This is a genomic window from Shewanella sp. MF05956, assembly GCF_059758055.1.
In genome coordinates this window covers 21,490-46,209 of the sequence record NZ_JCAYNV010000020.1, presented here as the reverse complement: position 1 = coordinate 46,209, position 24,720 = coordinate 21,490, and the positions used below count along the sequence as shown (strand labels likewise).

Here is a 24,720-nt window from a genome sequence, read left to right as displayed (position 1 = left end):
CTCATTACTCCACCTCTAAAATCATTGCTGCACCTAAACCACCAGCGGCACAAGCTGTTGCCAAACCAGTACCACCGCCACGACGTTTAAGTTCACGACACACTTGAGTAATCAAGCGAGTGCCAGTGGCTGCAAATGGGTGACCATAGGCTAACGAACCACCTAGCACGTTAAACTTACTCATATCGATTTCGCCAATCGCGCGATTGCGCCCTAGCTTCTCTTCAGCAAACTTTTTAGACCCAAACATCTGCATGTTAGCTAATGTTTGTGCAGCAAATGCTTCATGCATTTCAATTAAGGTTAAATCTTCTAATTCCATACCTGCACGCTTAAGTGCTAATGGCGTGGCATAAGACGGGCCCATTAACATGTCTTGCCATACATCGATAGCGGTAAAAGCATAACTCTTAATGTAGCCTATTGGTTGATAACCTAATGCTTTAGCACGGCCTTCGCTCATTAAAATAATCGCCGATGCACCATCGGTTAAAGGCGTACTGTTTGCGGCTGTCACTGTGCCGTGCTTGCGGTCAAACGCAGGACGTAATTTGGCATAAGACTCAAGCACAGAATTTTCGCGGATATTATTGTCGCGGTCGATAAACTGTTTATAAGGTGGAATATGTGCCGTCATCACTTCTTGTTGAAGCACGCCAGAATTCCATGTCTCAGTCGCTAAAGTGTGTGAACGATGGGCTAATGCATCTTGATCTGCGCGGCTAATATTGTATGTCTTAGCCATTTGTTCAGCCGTTTGCCCCATAGACAAACCGGTTGAATATTCTGCTACCGCTGGCGGTACTGGCATTAAATCTTTCAAGCCTAGACGACGTGCTATCGCAAACTTTTGCTTAAATGTGCGTGCTTTATTAAGATCGACCAATGCGTGAGCTAATTTTTTCGACACGCCAATCGGTAATACAGACGATGAATCTGACCCACCCGCTAAACCGATTTCAATATTTCCGGTCATAATTGACTCAGCCACGTTGACCGCCGACTGGAAACTCGTCGCACAAGCACGGGTAACTGAATATGCATCGGTAGTGACATTCATACCGGTACCCAATACGATTTCACGAGCAATATTTGGCGCGGCGGGCATTTGTACCACTTGGCCATAAACTAATTGTTCAATAAGTTGAGGGTCTATTTCAGAGCGAGACAGCAACTCATTCACCACCATTTTGCCCATATCCAGCGCAGAAACACCATGGAAAGCAGTGGCTTGTTTAGCAAATGGAGTTCGTAAACCGGCAACAATCGCAATGCGTTCGCCCCGGGAATTCGTTACCTGTTGTCTATCACTCATATGTCATCCTCTATTATTGTTAGCTCATCAAGGCAGAGCCGATAAGTATTCTATTTTGCCAGATTATCTGGTCAGACCATCAAAGTGTGATCTGATTCTAACTTTTTATTGAATAGTTTTAAACAGGCGTTTACAACTATCTGATTCATTAATAGTTAAAATATGTTAATCCTACTAGCCAAAAACCCATAGAATTCATAACATAGGCTTCAATAACCCCAATGCCAACTAAATAAATTGAGTACAGCTATGCCGTTAAGTCGTTTCCACTCACTGCGCGCCTATTTAGATACTGTTGTCTTAGGTCAGCCCGTATTAACCGAAAACCTATTAATTGCACTTATTGCCAATGGCCACTTATTAGTTGAAGGCCCTCCAGGTTTAGCAAAAACCCGTGCAGTTAAAGCACTTTGCGACGGGGTTGAAGGTGAGTTTCATCGCATTCAATTTACGCCAGACTTATTGCCTGCCGATTTAACTGGCACCGATATTTATCGTCAACAAACCGGTACATTCGAATTTGAAGCGGGGCCGATTTTCCATAATCTTATTTTAGCTGACGAAATTAACCGTGCACCGGCAAAAGTACAATCAGCATTATTAGAAGCGATGGCAGAAGGCCAAGTGACAGTGGGCAAAACCAGTTACCCATTACCACCACTCTTTTTAGTCATGGCGACACAAAACCCATTAGAAAACGAAGGCACGTACCCACTGCCTGAAGCGCAGCTTGACCGTTTTTTAATGCACTTAAACCTTGATTATCCTAGTGCCGAAACTGAGTGCCTTATTTTGCGTCAATCGCGTAAAGAAGCACAAACGCATCAACTGCCAACAATCGACCCAGTTGCTCAAGCAGATGTTTTTGCGGCGCGCGATCAAGCATTAGAGATTTATTTAGCCGATCCGCTAGAGCAGTACATCGTTGAAATTATTATGGCCACTCGTCAGCCAGCACGTTACAGCGCCGAGTTAGCCAAATGGTTAGAATATGGCGTCAGTCCGCGTGCAACTATTTCATTAGAGCGCTGTGCCCGCGCCCGCGCGTGGTTACACAACCGTGACTTTGTATCACCTGAAGATATTCAAGCCGTTGCACCTAATGTATTACGCCACCGTCTGTTATTGAGCTATCAAGCACAAGCAGAGGGTGTGACAGCGGATCAGGTTATCAACCATATTCTTAGCCAAGTAGCCGTACCTTAAAAGGCGCAATTGCATGTTGATATTAGTAAGTATACTCGCGCTATGATTCACGATACTCAGTCATTGCCGCTTTATAGCGATGGTGTGAACCTCACCGAGCAAGAACTCATTGCCTGTCAAAGTCTGTCACGGGCGATCCCCGATCGTCAATCGCGGGCTAAAGCCGCCTTGTCAGGGCATCGTAGTAGCCTGATTAAAGGTCGCGGTATGGAGTTTGCTGAAGTACGTCATTACCAAAATGGCGATGACGTCCGCACTATTGACTGGCGCGTCACTGCGCGTACTGGTGTGGCACACACAAAATTGTTTGTTGAAGAGCGCGAACGCCCTATTCTGCTGCTAATAGATTTAAGCCACAGCGCTTATTTTGGCTCACAACTCCTACTGCAATCTGTGCAAATTGCTCACCTTGCCACTACGCTAGGCTGGAATGCGATTAACCATGGCGACCGCCTAGGCGCACTGATTGCCAGTGAATCTACTCATTTAGAACTTAAACCTCGCAGTCGTCGCCAGGGTATTTTGCAGTTAACCTCCGGGTTAATTGATGTTCATCAACAGCAGTTAAGCCAAATAAATCAGCTTGTGTCAGACCCTGACCATATGTTTAAAGCGTGTCAGCGGTTACAACGTATTGCTAAGCCGGGGTCATTGATTTGGATTATTAGTGACGGCCAACATATTAATCAGCAGTGTTTAGCCCCGCTTACAGAGTTATCTCGCCACTGTGATATAGGCGCATTTGTGGTCACCGATCCTCTCAGGCAAGGCACATTAGCTTTGCCCAAGCAGTTCACTTTACCCGTGCGAGATGGTCAACAACAGCTAACGTTAACTCGCCAAAGCTATGAAGCATGGTTGGCAAACCAGCAATCACAACAACAGCAATTTATTAACCTAATGAATTTAATTAAAGTACAACCTAAATTAATTGATGCGGCAAAACCGCTCAGTGCCCAATTGGATATTTTACGTTAAATGACAACCTCAAATTCGCCAATGTCGCCAATAACAACCGATGCCAATGCGTCGCCATTAGCACAGTTGCAAGACATCAAACTTCCTGAACAGATTAGCTCAATGCCAATCGCACCCGGTTATTGGATAATTGCCGTATTCATTATTGCCGTTGCGATTTGGCTTGGTTATCAACTTTATAAAAAATATCAATATCATGCGCCAAGAAGAATGGCACTCACCCTGTTGAATCAATACGATATTAACGACGATGGCTTTGCCGCGCAGGTCAACAGCTTACTTAAACGTACTGCCATGACTTATTTACCTCGCGAAAACCTAGCCAAACTCAATGGTCAACCGTGGTTTAATTGGTTAGATACCCGCCTGCCTGACAAACAGCAGCAAATCATAGGCCCATTACTGGTTAAGCGTCACCAGGCCAGTGGTCTAACGTTGGACGAAAAACAGCAATTGGCGTCACTTGCAAAAACATGGCTTAGCAACAAACACACCTTTAGCGACGCTTCGTTAACGCTTAACAATAATGTGCAGGAGGCCTAATGTTAGCTTTATATTGGCCATGGTTACTGCTGTTACTGCCTTTACCACTTTTGATAAAACAAACCAAAACCACTGATGTCGGCGGGCACTTACACATACCCGGTATTGCGACAACCACCACAGTGACTCATACCCATAAAAATAAACAAAGCCGAAAACGTTACTGGGTAATGTGGACCTTGTTATTACTTGCCATCGCCAGACCGCAATGGTTAGGCGATCCCATTGAGTTGCCGTCAAAAGGCCGCGATTTAATGATGGCCGTTGACCTTTCAGGTAGCATGCAAATTGAAGACATGGAAATTAATGGCCAAACCGTTAATCGCTTTACCTTAATTCAACACGTACTCAGTGATTTTATTGAGCGTCGTAAAGGCGACCGACTCGGGCTTATCTTGTTTGCCGATCATGCTTATTTGCAAGCACCCTTAACCCAAGACAGACGCTCAGTAGCGACTTTTTTAGACGATGCCCAAATTGGTTTAGTCGGTAAACAAACGGCAATTGGCGAAGCTATCGCATTGGCGGTAAAACGCTTCGATCAAGTCGACGAGAGTAACCGCGTATTAATTTTATTAACCGATGGCTCAAACAACGCCGGTAATATTGAACCTGAAGTGGCAGCACAAATTGCAGCTAAGCGTAACATCACCATTTACACTATTGGTGTCGGTGCAGAAGTACTTGAACGCCGCACTATCTTTGGTAAAGAGCGTATTAACCCCTCAATGGATTTAGATGAAACGCAATTGAAAAAATTAGCCGAAATGACCAATGGTTATTATTTCAGAGCCCGCAACAGTGAAGAGTTAAACAGCATTTATCAACAAATCGATAAACTAGAACCGGTCAGTCGCGACCAACTAAGTTATCGCCCTAAAAGTGAATTGTTCTATTGGCCTTTATTATTGTCATTGCTCATCAGTTTATTCATTGTGTTACAACAGCAATGGCCAACGGTTTTTACTCCTAAAACCAAGGAGACAAACTGATTATGTTGCATTTTATTCGACCCGAGTGGCTGTTTGCCCTACTCCCAGTAGCCTTAGTCAGCTTATTGTTTTGGCGCAGACACAGCCAGCAGTCGGCGTGGAAGCAATATATCGCGCCTCATCTAAGTCAGCTGCTAATTACGCAAGGTACAGACAATAAAAGCCAGCCTAAATGGTTGTTAATCGCATGCTGGATTATCGCGGTTATTGCCTTAGCGGGACCTGCTGTTAATAAACAAAACTTACCCGTATTTGCGACAGAGCAAGGCCGAGTGTTGATCATGGACATGTCATTATCGATGTACGCCACCGATTTAAGTCCCAATCGTTTGTCCTATGCGCGCTTTAGAGCCACTGACTTATTAGCAGAGTTAAAAGAAGGTGAAACCGGCCTTATTGCCTACGCTGGTGATGCATATACCATCAGCCCTTTAACCCTCGACACGGCAACCATTCTTAATTTATTACCGACACTATCACCAGAGATTATGCCGACAAAAGGATCTAACCTCTCTTCAGCACTGACACTTGCCGAAAATCTACTGGCACAAGGCGGACATGTACGTGGTGATATTATTTTAATGACCGACGGAGTGTCAGATGCCCAATTCAATCAAGCCGCTAAAGCATTAAAAAATAGCCGCTACCGCTTATCCATTATGGCATTTGGAAGTAAACAAGGTGCGCCAATTAGTTTAGGTGATGGCCAATTACTGCGCGACAACAGCAATGAAGTGGTGGTGGCTAAAACAGATTACGGTTTATTGCAAAAGTTAGCTCAACAACACCAAGGGATTTTAGTGCCCGCACAAACCGACGGCAGCGATATCAACACGCTCACCGACTGGTTAGCCATTGATGGTGATGCCACCGAAACAGAACTTGCCGGTGAATCTTGGCAAGATTTAGGACCTTACCTCGCAATGTTATTGGTATTACCTATGCTCATCAGTTTTCGCCAGGGATTATTGACACTTCTATTAAATCCCGCTTTTTTACTTGGCAGCCTAATGGGGTTAACGGCTATCAATAGCCAACCTGCTCACGCATCGCTTTGGCAAGATTTATGGCAGACTCAAGATCAACAAGCACAATCGGCGTTTGAACAAGGCGACTTCACCCAAGCGGCTGACACCTTTAAAGACCCTCTATGGCAGGCATCGGCTCATTACAAAGCCGGTGATTATCAGCAAGCTCTTGAAGGTTTTGAGCAAGATAGCAGCGCCAATAGTTTATATAATCAGGGTAATGCGCTGATGCAGCTTAACGACTATCAAGAAGCCATTAATCGTTATCAACAAGCTATTGAATTACAATCGCCGTTTAGTGAAGCACAGAAAAACCTTGAGTTAGCAAAGCAGCTGCTTGACCAACAAAAACAAGAACAAGAACAATCGTCAAATCAAGATCAATCTGGCGAGGGTGAGCAATCAAACGATTCAAACTCAGATCAATCTAACCAAGATAATTCATCATCGTCTGAGCAATCACAATCTGATGAGGCCGGCGATCAACAAGATGGGCAGCAATCAGAAAAGAATCAACAAAGCGATGCTGACAATCAACAACAGCAATCGTCGCAAGATGATGCGAGTGAGCAGGCTAATGACTCACAAAGCAATCAATCACAAAACAGTGATCAACAAAACAATGACCCACAAAATAATGCTTCAGATGATTCACAGCAAGATAGCCAGCAACAATCAGGCTCTGAACAACAAGCGGATAAAGAGCAACAGCCTAATGACAATAACCCAGCGTCAGATGAGCAATCTGCTGCAGACAGCGGGCAAAATGATCCACAGTCACAACAAACAGGCCAACAGCCTAGCGACAGTGAACCATTAAGTAACGAAGCCAGCATGCAAGCTGCAACAGAAGCCGCCGAAGAGCAAGCTAACCAGCAACAGCAGCAAATAAGTGCGAACGCAGCGCCACAAGCACCGACAGAAAAACCATCAGAAACATCTTCTGAAGTGATTTCAGCATCGCAAGTGAATCCAAATGATTTACCTGCAGATATGCAACGGGCATTACGAGCCATAAACGAAGATCCACAAGTGCTCATTCGCAACAAAATGCAGCTTGAATATCAAAAGCGTCGTCAAAATAGTCAACCGTCAAAGGATAATGAACAGTGGTAATCAGAACTCTATTTAGCCTATTGCTATTTATTATTGCTTCACCCGCTTTTGCACTTAGCCAAGTGCAAGCCACCGTAGATAGAAATCCCGTGGCTGAAGGTGAATACTTTGTATTGGATATCGTGGCCGATGACGATATCAATGCCGGTGCACTCGACACATCCGTCTTACTTGATGATTTTATTGTGGGTAGAACCAGCGTCGGTCGCAGCACGAAAATGGTTAACTTTGACACCACGCGCGAAACCCGCTGGCAAGTCTTATTGTCGCCAAAAACCACCGGGACTGTCATCATCCCAGCATTTAATATCAAAGATGTCAGCTCAACACCCATTGCCTTGAAAGTGATGCCATCGGGCGCATCAGCAGATGAAGTACAAAATGTCTTCATTAAAGTACAAACCAATGCTTCTGAAGCGTATGTGGGCCAATTAATTACATACAAAGTTAAATTATATCTGGCAGTAGAGCTACAGCGCGGCGTATTAAGTGCCCCCGCCGTTGAAGGCGCTCAAATTAAACAAATTGGCGAAGACAAAGACGGCAGTGAAATACTCGACGGACGTCGCTTTAGAGTCATTGAGCGCACCTACGGCATTATTGCCGATCTGCCTGGCGAGCTTGTCATCAATGGCGCAAGTTTTTCCGGTGATGTCTTAGTTGAAGCACAGCGTCGTGGTGGCATGTTTGGCTTTAATGAAAGCAGACCGATGCAAACAGAAGCCGAGCGTGAAGTGATTCAAATCAACTCAACACCACCCAGTTATCAAGGTAAATGGTTGGTGAGCGACATCGCCATGTTAAAAGAAACCTGGCCAGAAGATGTCACCGAATTTGAGGTCGGTAGCCCAATTACCCGTACCATTAGCCTTATTGCCTCTAATACTGACGACACTAGCCTGCCCGATATTGATATCCCGCTAGCGGAAGGATTAAAAGCATACCCAGAAAAACCGCTTAGACAAACTTTTGTGCGCGACAATCAAGTGGTGTCGCAATACAGCCTGACGACCGCCATAGTGCCAACAAAACCTGGCACGTATGTCCTACCTGAAATTCGCGTGCCATGGTGGAACCCACACCTTAAAAAGCAACAGTTTGCCACCTTGCCACAACGCACCATCACAGTGATTGGCAGTAGCGCAACCACTACCGATATTCCCGCAGCAGATAGTTTCACTCCAACAACAAATAGTGAATACTGGCCAATCGTCAGTGCTGTGTTTGCGGTGCTGTGGTTAATCACTCTCGTGTTATGGCGCAGAGCGGTGGCGGCAAGTTACTTGTTCAACCAAGATGAAAGCCCAAAAAAAGTGAATACACCACGAAAAACAGCCACCACAGGGCTAAATGCGATTATTCATGCATGTGACAGAAATGACAGCAGCGCGGCCATTACTGCAGTACAAGCCTATTTTAGCGAACGTTGTGGTTCAGCCATGACCTTAAGCCAAATCAGCGAATTATCACCGGCTTTAGCCCTTGCCATTAATAAATTGCAAGCAGACAAATACAGCCGTCAGCCTCAAGCGATGGATAAAAAATCATTGATGGATGCTATTTTGGCGTATAAAGAGCAGCCTCATTCCAAATCAACATCCCTCATCGCAGACCTAAATCCTTAATGGCTTAGTCTTTCACCTCAGTGTCCAGTAACGGCTAAGTAAAGCATGAACGATGGTGCTGAGGTGATTTATCTTGCTATTGCCGCTCGGGCTTTTTAAGCTACTGGACATGTTTAACTAAAAAAAGTTAAAAAATGTTTGGATCCCTACGAAAGAAAAAGACAGATGTCGCGGTCTTATCTGACATGGTAACAAAACAACGACGATACGATAGCCTTGTCAGGGCACTTCACACCGACATTTTCCGTTACGCTTTTTGGCTATGCGGAGATAAACATGTTGCAGAAGATATCACTCAAGAAACGTTCTTACGAGCGTGGCGTGCTTTGGATTCTTTAAAAGATGATAAAGCCGCAAAAGCCTGGCTCATTACCATTTTACGACGGGAAAATGCCAGACGTTTTGAGCGCAAACAATTTGACTATAGTGATGTTGAACAAGAGTTACTTGAAGATGTTTTTTCGTCAAGTAATGAAGATCAAACAGAACAATATTGGCTTCGTCGCCAAATAGGTAAGCTCGATATCGAATACCGAGAACCTTTGTTATTGCAACTGATTGGTGGATTTAGTGGCGATGAAATTGCCGATATGCTCGAATTGAACCGCAATACGGTCATGACGCGCCTATTCAGAGCTAGAAACCAATTAAAAGAAGCATTAGAAGCACCAGAGGTAAGAGGTCAATCAAATGGATGATCTACAATTTCGTCGTCAAGCATATGGCGATCCAAACAATCAATCCGACGAGTTTTTAGCGCACCTTGCTGAAAATGAAGACGATGCTAAGTTTGTCAAAGACCTAAAAGCATTTGACCAAAAATTGACTCAGGCATTGGCAATTGATGTACCTGAAGGACTGGCTGATAAATTATTATTGCGACAGCAATTAAGCCAACACCAACAGACCAAAAAGCGTGGCCGATATATGATGGCCATGGCAGCATCGGTTGCTTTTGTCGTGGGCGTCAGTTTTAGCATGTTACGGTTTACCCCAGTGAATTTATCTGAGAACTCATTAGCACACGTTCACCATGAAACTAAAGCATTAGTGATGGAACAAGACATAGGCTTTAATGATGTTAATTTTAAACTGGCTAGCCTAAAAGGTCTGAGCGACTCTAAATTCATCAAACAACCGGGACGAGTGTTTTACACCTCATATTGTGATTTCCAAGGGGTAAAATCACTGCACTTGGTGATGGCTGATGAATTAGGTAATAAAGTCACTTTATTTATTGTGCCTGCTGAAAGTCGCATGGTGTTAGAAGAAGCCTTTGCAGACAATCAATACAAAGGACAAAGCTTTCAAACAGCAAATGCCTATATGGTTCTTGTTGGCGAGCCTGCATCTGACTTAGATTTTGTCAAAAAAGAAGTCGAAAACACCTTTATTTAACACTGAAGTTGTATCACTAAAAATCCGCTACTCCATTGAATAGCGGATTTTTTTTGTTCATGAAAAAATCAAAGTGTGAACAAGATCAAACTTCTGCTAGGATTGCGGCCATAAAAATAACTCTCTGGACGATATATGGAAATTCAAACACCAATCATCATTACATTTGTTGGATATTTAATACTAATGATGGGCATAGGCTACTGGGCTTATCGTAAAACAGACACGGTAGACGACTATATACTTGGCGGCAGGAAAATGGGCCCGGCCGTAACAGCACTGAGTGTGGGTGCTTCAGACATGTCAGGCTGGCTATTATTAGGCTTACCTGGCGCGGTCTATCTCAGCGGTTTAGGCGAAGCATGGATTGGCTTTGGATTGATTTTTGGTGCATGGCTAAACTGGTTATTTGTCGCCAAGCGCTTACGTATTTACACCCAAATGGCAGATAACGCCCTCACATTGCCAGACTTTTTCGAAAATCGTTTTAACGACAGTCATGGTTTATTAAGATTAGTGTCTGCTGTGACCATTTTAGTGTTTTTCACATTTTATGCATCTTCAGGCATGGTAGGTGGCGCAATATTGTTTGAAAAAGTTTTCGGTCTCGATTATACCGTCGCATTGATTATTGGCTCGTTCATTATTGTGTCATACACATTTGTTGGTGGTTTTTTTGCCGTAAGTTGGACTGATTTTTTCCAAGGTTGTTTAATGTTATTGGCCTTGATTATTGTCCCCGTAGCCATATTTAGTCAGCCCGATACACAAGTTGGTTTTGAACAAATAGACCCTGAGATGTTGTCATTTATTAACGACAACACCACGGTTTTAGGTTTAGTGTCTTTATTGGCTTGGGGCTTGGGTTATTTTGGTCAACCGCATATTTTGTCGCGTTTTATGGCCATTGGCGATCCAAAAGATTTAGTGCTGTCTCGTCGTATTGCCATGAGCTGGATGATGTTATCGTTAGTTGGCGCCTTGGCCACTGGGATAGCTGGCAGTTTGTACTTTGCCGCTGAGCCATTAGAAAACGCAGAAACGGTTTTCATTAACTTAGCACATGTTGCCTTTAACCCATGGATTGGTGGCTTACTGATTGCCGCCATTTTATCGGCTATTATGAGCACGATCGACTCGCAACTGCTGGTTTGCTCGAGTGTGATTACCGAAGATTTTTACCTTAAATGGTTACGCCCTAAAGCCAGTGACAAAGAGCTGATGCTGGTAGGACGCTTTGGTGTTATCGCCATTGCCTTAGTGGCTGGCATTGTGGCCTTAAACCCTGACAGCAGTGTGCTAGGGTTAGTGAGCTACGCTTGGGCAGGCTTTGGTGCAGCATTTGGGCCGGTGGTCTTAATGTCATTGTTTTGGCGTGGCTATAGCCGTAATGGTGCAATATTAACCATTCTTGTTGGAGCGATTACCGTGGTGGTATGGAAACAGCTTACTGGCGGTTTATTCGATTTATATGAAATCGTTCCGGGCTTTTTGTTAGCCACATTAGTTGGCATTGTGGTGAGTAAACTGTCACCGCCTGCCCCTAAAACAATGGCCGATTTTGATAACTTTAATGCTGCGTTAAAATCATAATTTGCTATCGATTTTGCGCTTAATTAATCATTAGCGCCTAATCCACCATTCGCATTTGGATAACACAATCGAACTTGGGAAACACAATCTCGCCCTGAGGTTGTGTTTCCTTTCCCACCAACTTATTTACCCTCTTGTTTTTTAACGTTTATATTACATTTTGTACAAATGAATGTTTTTTAATTAATGTATTTCTTAAAAATGTGAGTAAAGCGTATTTACATATACTGCCATGCTATCAAACACCTAGGACACAGTCACAAAGCATAATTAACTTAATATTAACAACAACTAACATCTGGTCGGAGTTGTTAGTGGCATACCACTTACCTAAGATGCACCAGACTTTACGCTGTGAGTGGTCCAACAAGTTAATTCTTGTTCGTCACAGTAATAATAAATGGGAAATAATAATGAATAAGTTCAACAAGACTCTTCTTGCTACAGCAGTATTACTTGCTAGCACTCAAGCTTCTGCAGCAGGCTTTCAACTTAATAGCCAATCAGCAACAGGCATTGGCCGTGCAATGGCCGGCGATGCAGTTATTGCCGACAATGCCTCAGTGTTATCACGTAACCCAGCAGCAATGGCATTATTTGATAACACCTCATTATCTTTAGGTGCTGTGTACGCCGATATCGATGTGTCTGTGTCTGATGTAACGGGCTCATACGGCGGCCAGGCTGTTGACTATGGCAGCGAGCACGATGCTGCAGACTCAAAAGTCATTCCTAATTTTTATTATATTAACCCAATTGATGATAAATGGGCCTTTGGTGTCGCTGCATTTAGTAACTATGGTACAGGTACAGATTTAACTGCATTAGCAGACAGAACGCCAACCGTTGGCGGTAATGCTGTGCCATTACCAACACCGGTAGACTTACTGGGTAACACCGAAGTGGTTACGATTAACTTAAACACTAGTGTGTCATACCGTATAAACGAGCAGTGGAGCTTAGGTTTAGGCCTTGATGCCGTATATGGCAGCGGAACATTGACTCGTACCACAGAAAACCCACAAATAGGCAGTATTGTTGACGTTGAAGCCGATGGCTGGGCGTTAGGCGGTATTGCTGGTGTGGTATATGAAATGAATGAAAATAATCGTTTTGGCCTAAGCTACCGTTTAAGCCCAACATTAACCGCTAAGGGTGATGTTAATTATGCTTATTCAGAATATAACGAAATTGATATCCCAATTGCTGATATTGCTCAGTTTGCTGGTTTCCACCAGCTAACCAATGATTTTGCAGTGCATTACACCGCACAATGGACTAACTGGAGCAAGTTTGACCGCATCGAAGTGATCGACGGCGACAACGGTGTTTCGCAAACTGACTTAAAAGAATACCACTGGAAAGACTCGTGGTTCTTAAGTTTAGGCGCGACCTACAATCTTACAGAAGATTGGACATTACGTGCAGGTATCGCCTCAGATGAAGGTGTTGTTGATCAGCACTCATCATTGTCAATCCCAGATTCTGATCGCACCTGGTATACCGCTGGCGTTAGCTATGATTTAACCAATAAATCTAGCATTGATTTTGGCATTGCATTTGTTCGCGGTGAAGATGTTACCGTATTAGAAAACAGTGCCATCCTGCCTATGGCACCGGGATTAGACAGCGAGATTTCAGCACAAACTCGCTCAAATGCGGCGTATTACTCAGTGCAGTACAACTACAGTTTTTAAGCCTGTCGGCATGTTAAATGCCTAACATGCAGCAGTGGTAAACACTAATAGGGTTTACCACTTCTGATCTATCCAACTAAACCGCCTTTAATTGGCGGTTTTTTATATCTATTAGGACTAATATATAAATTTTTCTAATACACCTATTGCGTAAAAAACCAAAGTCCATTAGAATTTTCTTATAGACTTTATATAGGTGCTACCATTATGTCTCGCTTACTCACGTCATTCTCTCTTATTGGTGCACTATGCACTGCGATTTCTTTTCCGATATTTGCGGCATCTGAAGCATTTGATACGCTGACAATACAATATTCTACTCATGCACAGCCACGCGTATTTGACGCAAAAGTAGAAGCAGTTAAAGCGGCTACGGTATCAGCACAAACCTCTGGTCGAATTATTAATATTCATTACGATGTGAATGATTTGGTACCCCAAGGCGCTGCATTACTTGAAATTACCAATAAAGAACAGGGTGCAGGACTGGCAGGCGCTGAAGCGGAGCTCGCAAAAGCCGAAGCCGTAAACAGTGAAGCTCAAGCACAGTACACGCGTTATAAAGAATTATTTCCCAAAGGTGCCATATCAAAAGGGGCGATGGATGAAGCAACAGCAAAAGCAAAATCATCCGCACAAGCAGTAAGCAGTGCTAAAGCTCAGCTTGTTAAAGCCAACGAAAGCTTAAATTACACGATTGTCAGTGCGCCTTTTAGTGGCCGTGTTACCCAGCGTTTTGTCGAACAAGGCGAAACCATTTCATACGGTCAGGCACTGTTTTCTGGTTACGACACTCAACATCTTAGAGTGGTGTTTCAAGTATCACAGCAAGATTTACCCAGCATTCAACAACTTGAGAATATCCGCATTCAATTAGCTAACGGCAAGGTCATTGAGGCGAACGATATCAATCCATTTAACTTTGCCGACCCGATCACTCACAGCCATGCTGTACGCGTCAATTTTATTAACCCAAACGACACCGACCACCTTGTTGGGCAATGGGTAAAAGTATTGTTTGAGCAAACGAGTCAACCAAGCTTAATGGTGCCAATGTCTGCGATTCATCAGGTAGGTGATCTCACCTCTGTATACCGTAAAAACGGTGACAAAATTGTACTCAGCCAAGTACGATTAGGGTTTATGGATAGCGCCAAACAACAAGCTGAAGTGTTATCGGGTTTGATGCCATCGGATGAGATCATCATCGACGCGGCACAATACTTAATTAATGCCAATGTCACCAAGGTGAAGGAGTAATTTATGTCACCTTCAGAGCGCTCATCTCGTTTAGGCATCTCAGGCAAAATCGCCAGTGCGTTTCAACACAGTGCAATAACGCCTTTATTAGCCATATTGGGGTTATTGTTAGGTATTTTTGCCGTCATCATTACCCCTAAGGAAGAAGAGCCGCAAATCGATGTGACCTTTGCCGATGTATTCATCCCTTATCCTGGCGCTACGCCAACCGAAGTTGAAAACCAAGTTACCCTTCCGGCTGAACAGATTATTTCAGAAATTAAAGGCATTGATACCCTGTACTCATTTTCGCAACCTGACGGGGCATTAATTATTGCGATTTTTGATGTCGGTGTACCGCGAGATGAAGCCGTGGTTAACCTCTACAACCAGTTATATTCCAATAGTGATAAATTTAATTATGCTGCCGGAATTGGTGAACCGCTCATCAAGCCTCGTGGTATCGATGATGTGCCGATTGTCGGACTCACTTTATGGTCGAAAGACCCTAACATGACAGCGGAGCAGCTAACCTCGGTAGCCTCTGTGGTAGAAACGGAGCTTAAACGGATCCCTGGCACCCGCGAGATATACAGCCAGGGCCAACATGAGTTGGTGTTAAATGTGCGCTTAGACCCCATCAAGATGAACAGTTATGGCATCACATTTACCGACATCAGCAGCGCGTTACAAGACAATAATCAGACGTCTGCATTAGGGTCACTCACGCAATACAATCAAGAAATCAAACTGCAAACCGGCGAGTTTTTACGCAATATCGATGATGTAAAGAATTTATTAATCAAGGTCAATCAAGCCACCACAACGGGCGCTGCTGGCGTAGTGTATTTGGCAGATGTTGCCGACATTCAATTACAAAGCGACATTCCTAAACAAAGTGTATGGCATGTTAATCAACAAGGCAGTTACCCCGCAGTAACCATTGCCATAGGTAAACAAGCTGGCCAAAATGCCGTCGATATTGCCAATGCAGTGTTGGCCAAAGTTGAGGCGGTCAATAATGTGCTGATCCCTGATAATGTTGAGGTGGCTATCTCACGTAATTACGGCCAAACCGCCGGTGACAAGTCCAACACGCTTATTTTTAAACTGATATTTGCGACTTCTGCTGTAGTGCTATTAGTGCTGTTCACTATGGGAGTTCGCGAGTCCGCGGTAGTGGGTATTGCAATTATCATTACCCTCGCGATCACTTTGTTTGCCTCGTGGGCGTGGGGATTTACCTTAAATCGCATCTCGTTATTTGCGCTTATCTTTTCCATCGGGATTTTGGTCGATGATGCCATTGTGGTGGTTGAGAATATCCACCGTCATATGGCACTCAGTAATAAATCCATCAGCGAGCTTATTCCGCATGCTGTCGATGAAGTGGGTGGCCCCACTATTCTAGCAACGTTCACTGTTATCGCGGCGTTACTGCCGATGGCGTTCGTGTCAGGCTTGATGGGGCCTTACATGAGCCCGATTCCTATTAATGCCAGTATGGGTATGCTGATATCATTGTTAATTGCTTTTATCATGACCCCCTGGTTAAGCAGTCACTTGCTCAAACCACATAAACATCACAGCAATGATGATCATAATACCGAGCAAGAAACGGCACTCACCCGCTTTTTTACAACGTTAATGAGTCCATTTTTAATCGGTGAACATGCCTCTAAATCCCGTAAAGGATTAATGCTTGTTATCACGTTGCTTATTGCATTTGCCGTGGCGTTACCGGTATTTCAAGCGGTAGTGCTCAAAATGCTGCCGTTTGATAATAAGTCTGAGTTTCAAGTAATGGTTGATATGCCTGAGGGCACGCCAGTTGAGCAAACTCAGCGTGTACTGCAAGAGTTAAGTCAATACCTGACAACCGTTGAAGAAATTGAGCACATTCAGCTTTACGCTGGTACTCATGCACCGATGAATTTTAACGGTTTGGTAAGACATTACTTTTTACGCAGCAGCCAAGAACTAGGCGATATTCAAGTCAATTTGGTGGATAAAAAGCACCGCGATCGCGACAGTCACACTATTGCATCATCAGTACGTGAACCCTTACAACGTATTGCCTTGCAATATAACGCCAACGTAAAAATTGTTGAAGTGCCCCCTGGACCACCGGTGTGGTCACCCATTGTGGCGGAAGTGTATGCTCCAACAACACAATTACGAGAGCAAGCCGCCAATGACTTATTACAGCGGTTTAAAAATACTGATTATGTTGTCGATATGGACATCTTCTTACCCGCTCAACAACAGCAATGGCAAGTCGTTATAGACCGCAGTAAAGCGCGTTTACTTGGCGTGTCTTACAGCAGCATTATCGATGCGATTAACAGTGCAGTTAATGGCAATGACGCCAGTTATTTGCACATCCCTGAACGTAAGCACCCTACGCCAATTCGCTTACAAGTCGATGAAGCTGCAAAAGTGAATTTACAGCAAGTATTGCAATTGCGGGTGGCAAGTCAAAACGGCGCTCAAATTGCCCTTACCGAACTGGTTACAGTTAAACAACGCACCATTGATGCACCTATTGTTCACAAAAACATGGTCCCGATGATTATGGTTATTGCTGATATGGCTGGCCCTACGGGTAGTCCATTGTATGGGATGTTTGACATGGTGAGCCAAATTAACCATGAAACAGAACAAGGCGAGCTTAATTACCCTATTGAACAACATTTAGTTAACCAGCCAGATGGCTTAACTGATGTGGCCATTTTATGGGATGGCGAATGGAAAATAACCTACGAAACCTTTAGAGACATGGGCATTGCTTATGCCGTTGGTATGATTGCGATTTACTTACTGGTCGTCGGACAATTTAAGTCTTATGTCGTCCCCTTAGTGATTATGGCCCCTATTCCATTAACCATTATTGGTGTTATGCCGGGCCATGCATTATTAGGGGCGCAATTTACCGCACCGTCAATGATTGGCATGATTGCTCTTGCCGGGATTATTGTTAGGAACTCGATATTGCTGGTCGATTTTATTAACCAGCAAACGGCTGCCGGCGTGCCATTAGAGCAGGCTGTCATTCACTCTGGCGCTGTCAGAGCCAAACCGATTATGTTAACCGCGATGGCGGCCATTATTGGTGCCCTATTTATTATCGACGACCCTATTTTTAATGGGTTAGCGATAAGCTTAATTTTCGGAATTTTTATCTCAACAATTTTGACGCTAATTGTGATCCCAATACTGTATTTTTCAGTGATGAAATCAAAAATGGCAGCAAAAATTACTCAGTAGTTATTTTGTTATTGGGCATTAAGCCCAAAGGAGCTCTCGATGTCGTTAGAAAGAAGTATTATGGCCTTTGCTGGCTTTATGATTTTGTTGTCTTTAGTGCTTATGGCAACCGTTAGCCAACATTTTATCTGGCTTACTGTGTTTGTTGGCGCTAACCTATTCCAAAGTGCATTTACAGGTTTTTGCCCTGCAGCGATGATCATGAAGAAATTAGGGATTAAAACTGCAGCGCAAATAGCCTTAAACAAATAACCTCTGCAAAGGTTAACAATAAGGAATCTTGTGTTGAAAAAATCTATTCTAATCACAATAAAACCAATATTGGCAGCATTGTTTATGGTGTCGGCGTGGTGTGCAACACCGGCGTTGGCAGTAGAGCAACAACCCAATGTGGCATGGCAAAAAATTAATAATAGCGCAACGTTAATCGATGTGCGCACCCCTGAAGAATTTGCAGCGGGTCATGTGAAAGGGGCGATTAATATTCCATTTGAAAATATTGTGACAGAGCTCGGAAAACTCAACCTCGCCAAAGATACTGAAGTCGTATTGTATTGCCGCAGTGGTCGCCGCAGCGGTATTGCTCAAAGTGCATTAGTCGATCAAGGTTATACCGCCACATACAATGCGGGTGGAATTGACTCATTAATGTCTGCACAATAATCATTTATGGCCTTAATCACATTAGGGCCATATATTTCTACATGATAGCCTCACAATCGAATGTCGATACTAAAGCGATGCAACTCGTCATGTTTTATTCTCTTAATGATGACCTTCTGACTGACTAGCTGATGCCAAATAAAAATACACGAATAAGTGTCACATAATCCAACTTTTTAGTTAAGCGCTTTCATCGAACACAACCCGCTACAAATGCAGTAAAACCACGCAACAACCTCACTCCACAAGAGAATACTAATTCAATAAAAACTAATAAAAATTCAAAATCAGCATGTTAGAACACTTGTTCAAAAAGATATTTTGTTAACATTTTATTTACAATAGGTTAATTTTTGATTACATTTTATTCTGTTAAGCAAACATAGCTTATCGATAAAACATAATTAGAAAGACAATATTTAACCCTGATAACATGGAAGATAAAATGAAAAAAAATCAACATAAGGCTGTTGTGCTTAGCATGACAGCATTGGCGTTAGCCATCTCAACTCAAGTCAATGCCGCACCAAGCCCGTTAACCCTTTCTTTAACAAATCAACAGATTGAACAACAGCCCCCTTTGCCTAAGCGTTATATCGTTAAATTTAGAAACGACAATGCAGCGCAAGTGATGAGTGATATTGCACTTAGCCAAAGCGCTAACGATGTCACTGATACCAGTAGTATGGACTATCAACCTCGTACCAATGAAGTCTTCAGCCAGCTAAGAGCGCTTAACAGTGTTAAAGCACGAGAAATGAAACGAATAGGTCGAAGCAATAGTTATTCAACCAAGCTCGACAGCACGTCTATTAGAGCATTGCGTCTGCGTCAAGATGTCGAATACGTAGAAGAAGATTTACCGCGTCGCTTATTAGCCGAAACCACCCCGTGGGGGCAAACTTATGTCGGCGCGACAGTATTGAGTGACAGCCAAGCAGGAAACCGTACCATTTGTATTATTGATTCGGGTTACGATCGCAGTCACAACGACCTAAGCGGTAATAATGTCACGGGGACCAATAACTCAGGTACCGGCAACTGGTATCAGCCAGGCAATAATAATGCGCACGGTACGCATGTTGCGGGCACCATAGCGGCGATTGCCAACAATGAAGGCGTGGTGGGTGTTATGCCAAACCAAAATGCCAATATTCATGTAGTTAAGGTGTTTAACGAAGCGGGATGGGGTTATTCTTCATCGCTTGTTGCGGCAGTTGATACCTGTGTTAATTCAGGTGGCGCGGATGTAGTCACAATGAGTTTGGGCGGCAGCGGCTCAACCACCACCGAGCGTAATGCATTAAATGCCCATTTCAATAATGGCGTATTATTGATTGCTGCTGCAGGTAACGCCGGTGACAGCAGTTACAGTTACCCTGCATCGTATGACAGCGTGATGTCTGTTGCTGCGGTAGACAGCAATCGCGACCATGCTGCATTTTCACAATACACCGACCAAGTTGAGATTTCTGGCCCGGGTGAAGCGATTTTATCAACGGTGACTGTCGGCGAAGGCCGCACTGCAGATATCACTATTGCTGGCCAATCTTACTTTAATAATGGTGTTGTTCCGCATAACCGCTTAACGCCATCTGGCAGTAGCTATGCGTCAGCACCCATTAACGCAAGCGCTACTGCGACATTGGCAGAGTGTAGCGTCAATGGCACAAGCTTTAATTGTGGCAGCATGAGTAATAAAATTTGTTTGGTGGAGCGTGTAGGTAATCAAGGCGCTAGCTACCCAGAAATCAACGCCGTTAAAGCGTGTAAAACCGCAGGTGCAAAAGGCATTATTGTTTACAGTAACACCGCATTGCCTGGCTTACAGAATCCCTTTTTGGTTGATGCAAACAGTGAAATTACAGTGCCATCTATGTCTGTTGACCGTGCAACAGGTTTAGCGCTACGAGCCAAAATTGGCCAATCGGCTACGGTTTCAAACTTGGGCAATCAAGATTATGAATACTATAACGGCACGTCAATGGCGACACCGCATGTGTCGGGCGTCGCAACATTAGTGTGGAGTTACCACCCAGAATGTAGTGCGACTCAGATCCGTGCAGCACTAAATGCAACGGCAGATGACTTAAATGTCGCAGGCCGCGACAACAAAACTGGCTTTGGTATGGTCAATGCTACTGCTGCAAAAGCTTATCTAGATGAATCATGTACTGGCCCAACCGATCCTGGTACCGGCTCAGGTGATAACGAGCTTGAAAAAGGGGTAGTTAAAACCGGTTTAGCTGGGGCAAAAAATGATGAACTTTATTATTCGCTTGATGTACCAGCAGGGGCAACAAATCTAAGCTTTACCATGAGTGGTGGTACGGGTGATGCTGACATGTATGTGCAGTATGGCGCTTCGCCAACCACGAGCAGTTACGACTGTCGTCCGTGGAAAAGCGGTAATGCAGAGTCTTGCCCTATTGCTACGGCGCAATCAGGTACCTATTACGTGATGGTACAAGGTTACAGTGCCTTTAGCGGCGTAAGCTTAGTGGCTAATTATACTGCGGCAAGTTCTGGCAGCGGAACGGGTGGTCCAGCGATTTACACCAATACCAACAACTATACCATTCCAGATAACAACACCACGGGGATCACTAGCCCTATCACGGTAAGCCGTACGGGCAACTCTGGAACGGTATCGGTGTCGTTAGGTGTGATCCACACCTATATTGGCGATTTAAAAATCCAACTGATTAGCCCAACAGGCCAAAGCGTTGTGTTACATAACAATACCGGTGGCGGAACCGACAATATTACCCAAACGTACAGCGCAAACATGACAGGCGTTGAGTCGAGCGGTGTATGGACACTGAAAGCGGTTGATAACGCTAACAGAGATACGGGTTATATTGATACTTGGACTTTAAGCTTTCAGTAACAGTCTTTGTTGAATTAAAAATAGCCACATTATGTGGCTATTTTTTTGTTCAACAATGCGTAAAATATTAAAAGTGTGGTTGTAATGTATTTAATACCGCAGGCTGTTGAATTTTACTGATCACATCAAAAATCGCTGCAAATGAATTGGGAGTACTGACATCGACCGCTAATTTTAATCTGCGAGCAATATCATTAGCTGATAGCACACCACGAATAGCATGATTTTTTCTATCTAACACTAAACAATGCTGCTGGCCCGCTGACTTTAACGTTTCAATTACGTCGCCAATTCTGGCATAGCTTAAGTCGTCATAATCGATAGCTTTTAACTGATCTTTGGCAATCATAAAGTCTGTGACTTTAAGTTGTTCACGTTGATGGCCTTCAGCGACGCGTTTTAAAATCTCTTGGTTGTGTAACGATTCAAAGCTTATCAAGCCAATAAATTCATTTTTATGATTAACCACTAATTTAAGACGTACATGAGACTTTTGCATCAAGCTTTCAACTTCTACAGCAGATGCATTAGATTCAATCACTAACGGGGTCACTTTCTTAAAGTCAGTGAAGATATTGACAGCAGAAGAAAGGATTGAGATATCTTCGTGTGCTTCTGGAGAGGTTAACTCGTCGATTTTCTCTACTGGGTATAATGCTAATTTTTTCACAATAACATCCTTAATCAACTGCCACCGCAGAATAACAAAATCATTGTTAATCAAACGGATAAGATAAACATATTGTTTGAAACATGTTTTGATTATCTGCCTGCGATTTTATTAGTACAATACCCTTTGGATTAAACTTTATTCATAATTAGTAAATTAAGGTTAAATTCACATTGTAATGATATGCAATGTGCTAGGCGCTTAGCGGCATTAAAGTAGTCGCATTAAAAGGCGCTTATCATTAAAAGCTTATCTTGATGTTTAAAAAGCGAATGTTTTTGGTGAGATAAATGCCTAGCTCATATGCTAATTAATCTGCTAACTAACCTGATAACTAATATGATGTGATAACCAATCTAATGTGATAACCAATTAATATGATAAATAGTGCAGAGTTAACACAGCGATGAGACATCGCTGTGTTTGATTAAATAATGTTTGAGCCTTAACGCGAGAGGAAGCGTTAATATTAACTGCCTGACTCCCTCAGGATAAAGTAGGCCTTATGCGAATAACCAAAGGTCGAGTAACCCAAGTGCTCATTACTTAAGCTTTTCAGGTTCTATCATGACGCTGTTGTCTTTGTCAGAAAACCATACTTGCCCTTCACTAATACTGACTTGAAGCGCCATATTACGAGTGACAAAGACCTCGAGTTGCTTAACGGCTTCTTCAGGAAAGTTAACTACCGACAAGTTGTCATAACGACTTAATGCTTGTTGGTTTTGTTGCCACCAAATAGGCACACTGCGCCCGCCATAGGTATACAAAATAACTTGCTTGGCTCGGCCACTGGCTTTACGTAACCACTTTTCATCAGCCTGGCCAAACTCAACCCACAAGTTAATTTCATCGCTTAAACTTTTATCCCATAATTCGGCTTCGTCATCGACACATAACCCTTTGCTAAACGCTAATGACTCCGATGCATTTAGTGCATAGGCTAATAATCGAACCATCATCCGCGTATCGGTTTCTGAAGGGTGCTGAGCAAGTGTAATAGCATGATCAGCATAGTAATGACGATCCATATCAGCAATTTGAAGTGCAACTTTATATACGGTAGCTTTGGCGGCCATTAGACGCTCTCAATAGGCATAAAAAAGCCGAGTCTACTACAAACTAGACTCGGCGTGTTAGTTGAGCACGCTTAAAACGTTATAACGCACCCGGTCGCAAATGTTTTGCCATCGGGAAATAAGCAATTAACTGAGCCACTTTTTCAGGGCTGGCGACAATCAGCATACGCTCGCCTTGCTCATAATGATCCGCAATCTCACTTAATTTAGGAATAGAGGTTCTATTTGCATCTCGGCGCAACAACTCATTGGTATCGCTATCAACGGCTTCATCACTAAAAATCACATCCAGTTTTTGCAATAATGGCATTGCAGCTATCGGTAACAAGTTTGCTGGAGTGTGCTCGGTCAACAATAAAATTTCACCTTGTCGACTCATCTCTTGAAAAGCATCTGCATAACGCTGTTCAGTGAGATTATCGAATTTATCTTGATTGCTGTTAAAGAAGCGCTCCCAAAAGAGTCGGCGGTCTTTACCGTCGGCAAGGGTTTGCTGAACTTCCTCGCGTTTACTTGCAACAAAATCAAATAATGGGGCCAATGATGACGGCAGCATGGTTTCTAACCGTGAGCGGATAGTCCGAGCAAATACAGGCGCTGCACCCGCGGTGCTAATCGCAACAACTAAGCGTCCACGGTCGACAATTGAAGGGGTAATAAAGCGACAATACGACGGATTATCGACCACATTGACCCAGATACCACGTTCATTGGCTAAGTCAGCAAAATCCATATTAAGCTGTTCATTTGCTGTGGCTAAATACACGATATCCACATGTGCAATATCGGCATCTGTCACTGCACGACGTGATAACGTAATACGCCCCTTTGCATGATAGGTCTCAATATCTTTAGCAACGTCAGGTGCAATAACATGAATAATGGCATCTGTTCGCGACAACAAATCGAGCTTTCTCGTTGCCACCTCGCCCGCGCCAACAAGCAACACACGTAAACCTTGAGTATCAACAAACAGTGGAAAATATTGCATTTAAATCTCAGTCTTGAACAATAGGGAATTGATGTTGGATCCAGGCTCGATAACCCCCAACCATAGAAGCAACTTGGGTATAGCCCATCAATTGCAAATTATAAGCTGCCAATGCAGCACGCTGGCCTGCAACGCAGTAGAGCAAAACTGGCGTATTTTTATCCGGAAAACGGTGTTCAATATCTCGTTCAATAATACCGCGACTTACATGCTTGGCATTGGGCAAATGCCCCTGCAACCATTCATTGTCTTCACGTACATCGATTAATTGCCATTGTTCTTGTTGCTGATACTGCTCGATAGTCACTAACGTAACATGGGGCATAACTGATTCAACTAAACGAGCAAATGCAGGAGAGGCTTGCATAACGAGTCCTTAAAAAGATAACGCCACTTGATACAATGGCACCTACATACGTCAAAACCATAA

The 24,720-nt window shown here is 43.5% G+C and carries 20 protein-coding genes; 15 read left to right on the top strand and 5 right to left on the bottom strand.

Translation table 11 applies throughout. The features are described from left to right. Window positions 1-4 precede the first annotated feature (4 nt). Window positions 5-1,315: an acetyl-CoA C-acyltransferase FadI gene (gene fadI / locus AC19MX_RS18650; RefSeq protein WP_432401804.1), complete on the bottom strand. Its 1,311-nt coding sequence runs from the start codon at window positions 1,313-1,315 to the stop codon at window positions 5-7. Window positions 1,316-1,564: 249 nt separating this feature from the next. Here fadI and AC19MX_RS18645 point away from each other — a divergent pair, with 249 nt between their 5' ends. The 15 genes from AC19MX_RS18645 (at window position 1,565) to AC19MX_RS18575 (ending at window position 21,550) form a co-directional block, all read left to right on the top strand. Beyond that, window positions 1,565-2,521 (top strand): AAA family ATPase, encoded by a 957-nt coding sequence (locus tag AC19MX_RS18645; protein ID WP_432401802.1) that lies wholly within the window; start codon window positions 1,565-1,567, stop codon window positions 2,519-2,521. A gap of 42 nt (window positions 2,522-2,563) precedes the next feature. Further along, entirely contained in the window at window positions 2,564-3,499 is a 936-nt protein-coding gene (locus AC19MX_RS18640; RefSeq protein WP_432401800.1) for a DUF58 domain-containing protein, read from the top strand. Further along, the gene (locus AC19MX_RS18635) at window positions 3,500-4,042 is read left to right on the top strand and encodes a DUF4381 domain-containing protein (RefSeq protein ID WP_498299429.1); all 543 of its coding nucleotides are present in this window, start codon (window positions 3,500-3,502) and stop codon (window positions 4,040-4,042) included. After that, entirely contained in the window at window positions 4,042-5,034 is a 993-nt protein-coding gene (locus tag AC19MX_RS18630) for a vWA domain-containing protein (protein WP_432401796.1), read from the top strand. Before AC19MX_RS18635 ends, AC19MX_RS18630 begins: the two co-directional genes overlap by 1 nt. Before the next feature lie 2 nt (window positions 5,035-5,036). Continuing rightward, entirely contained in the window at window positions 5,037-7,178 is a 2,142-nt protein-coding gene (locus AC19MX_RS18625; RefSeq protein WP_498299428.1) for a vWA domain-containing protein, read from the top strand. After that, window positions 7,172-8,803 (top strand): BatD family protein, encoded by a 1,632-nt coding sequence (locus tag AC19MX_RS18620; RefSeq protein ID WP_498299427.1) that lies wholly within the window; start codon window positions 7,172-7,174, stop codon window positions 8,801-8,803. The genes AC19MX_RS18625 and AC19MX_RS18620 overlap by 7 nt, the downstream gene beginning before the upstream one ends. Before the next feature lie 134 nt (window positions 8,804-8,937). Then, window positions 8,938-9,501, top strand: a complete 564-nt coding sequence (locus AC19MX_RS18615; protein WP_432401792.1) for a sigma-70 family RNA polymerase sigma factor — start codon at window positions 8,938-8,940, stop codon at window positions 9,499-9,501. Further along, window positions 9,494-10,201, top strand: a complete 708-nt coding sequence (locus tag AC19MX_RS18610; protein ID WP_160055596.1) for a DUF3379 domain-containing protein — start codon at window positions 9,494-9,496, stop codon at window positions 10,199-10,201. The genes AC19MX_RS18615 and AC19MX_RS18610 overlap by 8 nt, the downstream gene beginning before the upstream one ends. Window positions 10,202-10,336: 135 nt before the next feature. After that, window positions 10,337-11,794, top strand: a complete 1,458-nt coding sequence (gene putP / locus AC19MX_RS18605; protein ID WP_498299425.1) for a sodium/proline symporter PutP — start codon at window positions 10,337-10,339, stop codon at window positions 11,792-11,794. Between the two features lie 413 nt (window positions 11,795-12,207). Further along, entirely contained in the window at window positions 12,208-13,491 is a 1,284-nt protein-coding gene (locus tag AC19MX_RS18600) for an OmpP1/FadL family transporter (RefSeq protein WP_498299423.1), read from the top strand. Between the two features lie 207 nt (window positions 13,492-13,698). After that, a complete protein-coding gene (locus tag AC19MX_RS18595; protein WP_498299421.1) occupies window positions 13,699-14,751 on the top strand; it encodes an efflux RND transporter periplasmic adaptor subunit in 1,053 nt (350 codons plus the stop codon). Between the two features lie 3 nt (window positions 14,752-14,754). Then, window positions 14,755-17,997 (top strand): efflux RND transporter permease subunit, encoded by a 3,243-nt coding sequence (locus AC19MX_RS18590; protein WP_498299419.1) that lies wholly within the window; start codon window positions 14,755-14,757, stop codon window positions 17,995-17,997. A gap of 39 nt (window positions 17,998-18,036) precedes the next feature. After that, entirely contained in the window at window positions 18,037-18,249 is a 213-nt protein-coding gene (locus tag AC19MX_RS18585; protein WP_432401781.1) for a YgaP family membrane protein, read from the top strand. Between the two features lie 30 nt (window positions 18,250-18,279). Then, complete coding sequence (locus AC19MX_RS18580; protein ID WP_432401779.1) at window positions 18,280-18,660, top strand: rhodanese-like domain-containing protein; 381 nt, start codon at window positions 18,280-18,282, stop codon at window positions 18,658-18,660. Between the two features lie 445 nt (window positions 18,661-19,105). Then, window positions 19,106-21,550: a S8 family serine peptidase gene (locus AC19MX_RS18575; RefSeq protein ID WP_498299417.1), complete on the top strand. Its 2,445-nt coding sequence runs from the start codon at window positions 19,106-19,108 to the stop codon at window positions 21,548-21,550. Window positions 21,551-21,617: 67 nt separating this feature from the next. Here AC19MX_RS18575 and AC19MX_RS18570 read toward each other — a convergent pair whose 3' ends face one another. From AC19MX_RS18570 to AC19MX_RS18555, 4 genes are all read right to left on the bottom strand, one after another. Continuing rightward, window positions 21,618-22,220, bottom strand: a complete 603-nt coding sequence (locus AC19MX_RS18570) for a CBS domain-containing protein (RefSeq protein ID WP_432401775.1) — start codon at window positions 22,218-22,220, stop codon at window positions 21,618-21,620. A 542-nt stretch (window positions 22,221-22,762) separates the two neighbouring features. Continuing rightward, window positions 22,763-23,299, bottom strand: a complete 537-nt coding sequence (locus AC19MX_RS18565) for a YaeQ family protein (RefSeq protein WP_432401773.1) — start codon at window positions 23,297-23,299, stop codon at window positions 22,763-22,765. Between the two features lie 79 nt (window positions 23,300-23,378). Then, the gene (locus tag AC19MX_RS18560) at window positions 23,379-24,290 is read right to left on the bottom strand and encodes a precorrin-2 dehydrogenase/sirohydrochlorin ferrochelatase family protein (protein ID WP_498299415.1); all 912 of its coding nucleotides are present in this window, start codon (window positions 24,288-24,290) and stop codon (window positions 23,379-23,381) included. A gap of 7 nt (window positions 24,291-24,297) precedes the next feature. After that, window positions 24,298-24,657 carry a rhodanese-like domain-containing protein gene (locus AC19MX_RS18555; RefSeq protein WP_498299413.1) on the bottom strand — a complete coding sequence of 120 codons (360 nt, stop codon included), beginning with the start codon at window positions 24,655-24,657 and terminating at the stop codon, window positions 24,298-24,300. Window positions 24,658-24,720: the final 63 nt, after the last annotated feature.